This is a genomic window from Rickettsia sp. TH2014 (assembly GCF_019249195.1).
GTDB lineage: Bacteria > Pseudomonadota > Alphaproteobacteria > Rickettsiales > Rickettsiaceae > Rickettsia > Rickettsia felis.
Genome location: NZ_MXAX01000014.1, coordinates 1 through 2,150, shown reverse-complemented (window position 1 = coordinate 2,150; position 2,150 = coordinate 1). Strand labels below are relative to the sequence as shown.

The following is a 2,150-nucleotide window of genomic DNA, read 5'->3' as shown; positions in this document are numbered from 1 at the left end:
TAAGATTAAATCTCAACTATTACAGATAATCAGAGGTATTTAATGAGGTCTCAACAAGAAGATGAGTGATAACGCATCACGCATTGTACATTAACTTGCATCATAATTTTATTATGCCTTTAAACCAAGAAATGCAATTATATATTAAAGCAAAGGATTAGAAAAATGCCAGGACTAAACAAAACATATAATTACGACATGTTGAAGCAAATTAAAAGCCATCAATTTGCAGGATCAACACTACTGCTAAATGATTTGAAAACTGAGGCTATACAGTATTATGCTCGAATGCTAAATTGTGTTTATGGTTGCGGGGGTAATTATATCCAAGGTAAGCAATACTTGTCCCAGATCGGTTTAAATGTAGAGGCTCAAGAATTCATACCTAGTTTAAGAGGAGGTAACAATAATAATATAGAGGTAATCGGCCACGGTAGCAACATACAGTTTGATTAAAACACAAGTTAAACCTTTGTGCTTCTAATTTTAAACATAGTTCATAAAAGCGATTTCACAAAACTCTTATATCTCAAAAAAAGTAGCACTCTATCTGTCCAAAAAGGGTCGTTTTCGGACATCTCTAATTCTAATGTCCTAAAAATATATTGACCTACTTTAGGACATATGTTATATTCAGGACACCCTTTTTGATACAATTAATGTAACACAATATAATAATATAACATAATGTCTCGTACCTTCATCTATGCTCGTGTCTCTACAATTGACCAAAGCCCAGAAAATCAAGTTCAAGAAATCAAAACAGCAGGTTTTAATATCGAACCTCATAGAGTAATTACTGAAACAGTATCTGGATCAATGCCAATTAGCAGACGCAAAGGATTTGCACGTCTGCTCGATAAAATGGAAAAAAATGATCTGCTAGTCGTAACAAAACTAGATCGATTAGGGCGTAATGCTATTGATGTCAGTACTACTGTTGCTAAATTAGAAATAATGGGCATTAAAGTCCACTGTCTGGCACTTGGAGGTATAGATCTTGCTAGTTCAGCAGGAAAAATGACTATGGGCGTAATTAATATCGTAGCACAATTTGAACGTGACTTATTAATTGAACGTACGCAGTCCGGTCTTGCTAGAGCTAAATCAAACGGTAAAATTCTTGGGCGCCCTCAAATCTTATCAGAATCACAAAAAATACATGTCGTACAACAATTACAAGATGGCATGACTATTGCAGCTATTGCAAAACATTTTAATATAAGTAGACAAACTATTATGCGTATTAGAAATAATTGTAACTTCTAATATGCCTATGATTGATGATATAGTTCCAATATAGTTAAACTATAACCATTAAATTTTATTAAAATTTAATAATAACGGTATAAGATGAGGAAGAATAAAAATATGAGCAAAATAATAGCATCTTTTATAATAGCAGCTGGTATCATAATCTCAGCTTCTCTAGTCAGTAATTCATTCTTAAAAGCAAAATTACTTGATAGAACAGTTGTTGTGCTAGGGTTAGCAGAAAAAGAAGTTAGCGCAGATCTTGCAATATGGCCGATCACCATTGCAGCTACCGGTAATAATTTATCAGAAATTAATAAGAAAATAGAAACTGATAGAGCTGCTATAATTAGCTTTTTAGTTGATCAAGGTTTTAACAAAGAGGAGATTTCTCTTGGTAATTATCAGTTAAATGATTTAATGATTAATAGTTAGCGAGACTCAAATATTCAAAATTCTCGTTATATTATTAATGCAACAATTATTCTTAAAAGCAAAAATGTGAATTTGGTCGATAAAGTAAGTAAGAAAAAAATCTATTTATTCAAAAAGGCATTACATTTGGTACTGATGGCAATAATAATAGAGAGCCATATTATGAATATACTAAATTCAATGATATTAAACCAGAAATGCTAACTGAAGCTATTAAAAATGCTCGATTATCAGCAGCAAGATTTGCGAATGATTCCGGTAGTAAAGTTGGTCAATTAAAAAAGCTAATCAAGGTATATTTTCTATAAGCCCTGCTTTGCAAACTTCTTCTGACGATTACTTGAACAACCAAATGGCTTCGAAGTCTATAAATAAAAAAATACGAGTCGTAACCACTTTAGAGTATTTTTTAAATTAATATATATACACATAATGTAATAGTTGAGATTTAATCTTACATT

The 2,150-nt window shown here is 31.5% G+C and carries 3 protein-coding genes; all 3 read left to right on the top strand.

The window, feature by feature from the left end:
- Positions 1 to 165: 165 nt before the first annotated feature.
- The 3 genes from KYQ89_RS00195 to KYQ89_RS00185 all read left to right on the top strand — a co-directional run bounded on the left by KYQ89_RS00195 (position 166) and on the right by KYQ89_RS00185 (position 1,689).
- Positions 166 to 456, top strand: a complete 291-nt coding sequence (locus KYQ89_RS00195) for a hypothetical protein (protein ID WP_218459793.1) — start codon at positions 166 to 168, stop codon at positions 454 to 456.
- A 231-nt stretch (positions 457 to 687) separates the two neighbouring features.
- A complete protein-coding gene (locus KYQ89_RS00190) occupies positions 688 to 1,269 on the top strand; it encodes a recombinase family protein (RefSeq protein WP_218459792.1) in 582 nt (193 codons plus the stop codon).
- Between the two features lie 102 nt (positions 1,270 to 1,371).
- Positions 1,372 to 1,689 (top strand): SIMPL domain-containing protein, encoded by a 318-nt coding sequence (locus tag KYQ89_RS00185; protein ID WP_218459791.1) that lies wholly within the window; start codon positions 1,372 to 1,374, stop codon positions 1,687 to 1,689.
- Positions 1,690 to 2,150 lie beyond the last annotated feature (461 nt).

Coding starts and splice junctions, on each gene's coding strand:
- KYQ89_RS00185 (WP_218459791.1), top strand. CDS start 1,372: ATGAGCAAAATAATAGCATCTTTTATAATAGCAGCTGGTATCATAATC.
- KYQ89_RS00190 (WP_218459792.1), top strand. CDS start 688: ATGTCTCGTACCTTCATCTATGCTCGTGTCTCTACAATTGACCAAAGC.
- KYQ89_RS00195 (WP_218459793.1), top strand. CDS start 166: ATGCCAGGACTAAACAAAACATATAATTACGACATGTTGAAGCAAATT.